Annotated in this window: 2 protein-coding genes; both read right to left on the bottom strand. The window is 48.2% G+C overall.

What is annotated here, in order from left to right; genetic code table 11:
- Nucleotides 1-54: 54 nt before the first annotated feature.
- Nucleotides 55-774 (bottom strand): class I SAM-dependent methyltransferase, encoded by a 720-nt coding sequence (locus tag ACOCD2_RS19120; protein WP_293650145.1) that lies wholly within the window; start codon nt 772-774, stop codon nt 55-57.
- Nucleotides 775-999: 225 nt separating this feature from the next.
- Nucleotides 1000-1622, bottom strand: a 623-nt coding sequence (locus ACOCD2_RS19115) for a Fur family transcriptional regulator (protein WP_293675096.1), incomplete at its 5' end; no start/stop codon positions are given.

The following is a 1622-nucleotide window of genomic DNA, read 5'->3' as shown; positions in this document are numbered from 1 at the left end:
TTCCAAAGCATCAATTTGCTGATCCATCCAGACAAATATTCGATGTCATGCCGATTACAGAGGCTCCTGCCGAGTCATGTCGGTAAAATGCGGGTTTTGACGTTCTGGAATCACGGATTCATAGTAATAGAGCATGGTGGCGTAATTGTGGCACCTGTCATTCACAATGGAATATTCGGGCGTATGCTTTTCGTGTTTCTTGAAGCGATAGCGATTCACAACGCTGGCTGTCAAATCAGAACCGAATCTCGCGCTCCTGACGAACATTTTCAGAGGGTTCCAGGAGAAATCCAGGTCGGGGAAATGCAGCAACTTCTGGTATTCGCCATTATGCTGATTGTAGGTTGAAAAAAGAAAGCTGCCGCCCGGGGCCAGTATACGATAGACCTCTTTCAGTATTTTCATGCGTCCCTGATGATCCACCATGCTGATGCCATTCAATGAAAACATGACCAGATAGAAAGAGCCGTCTTCATACCGGGACAGGTCACGCGCATCTCCATGCTCAAAACGGACATCCGGAAACTTGCGCTGACATTCCGTCACCATCTCGCAAACATAATCCATCCCTGTATAGTTTTCGCTGATTTGCCTGAGCGGAGCCACGGTACGTCCCGCACCAACACCGAGATCGAGGATAGGTTTTCCTTCAGCCCCCTCCACGTGTTCAAGAGCCGCCGCCTCTGCACGGGTCAGGGCATCTTTCCATGCATAATGCCCCACAGAATTACACATGGTTTTCTTGTTGATTCGGTCAATCTTTTCATTCAGCATCTGCAGCCTTCTCCCTTCATTCGCAATCCGTGTACAGTTGTGAGTCCCATCTGATTTTCCTTCTGCCGAAGAAACCTGCAAATCAGCGGCCTCGGTAATTCAATACCACTCCAGAACACCTCAAAAGATGTCTTTCCGGCGCAGGCCGGAACCCAGAATACACTGATGAGTATGGATCCCGGCCTGCGCCGGAATGGCAATTTCAAATTCAAACTGTGTTTTCAGTCACCCGGCGCTGCTGCGGACGCGTACAACCACATCAATACCTTCCAGCACTGTGCCCATGGGCAGGCTTTTGGAGAAATAATGCGTTACATCCTGATCATTCATGTCGATCAGGCCACCTGTATCGATGTTATAAAAATGATAATGGGAAGTGACATTGGAATCATAGAAGGTACGCGAGGCATCCACGAAAATCTCGCGCAGCAATCCTTTTTCGACAAACAGGTTCAGTGTGTTGTACACCGTTGCACGGGACACTCTGTTGGAAGAACTTCTCATCCTCTCATACACCTGATCTGCGGTAAGGTGCTGATGACGGGAAAACAGCAATTCTGCAATTGCCTGCCGCTGGGGAGTCGCATAAATTCCCGCACCCGCCAGGTGCTGACGGATATTCTTTTGCCGGTTGTCTGTTGATACTGAATTCATCAGGTGGTCTCGTGAATAACACTGTGTCCGGATTTCTACCTGACAACATGGCAATTTCCGGCTGGTAGTTATTGTTCTAGAGTTTAGAGTAAGCAACATTGTTCCACCGTATATTTTCGGGTGAAATAAAGTTGCTATTTTGTTCATACTGCCCGTTAGAGCTTGTTCTATACGCTGATTGCTGCATCCTGCTC

It is taken from the genome of Thiolapillus sp. (genome assembly GCF_048562965.1).
In the GTDB taxonomy this organism is placed as follows: Bacteria; Pseudomonadota; Gammaproteobacteria; order Chromatiales; family Chromatiaceae; genus Thiolapillus; species Thiolapillus brandeum_A.
Note: the sequence above shows the minus strand (reverse complement) of the source record. Positions and strands in the feature narration are given on the sequence as shown.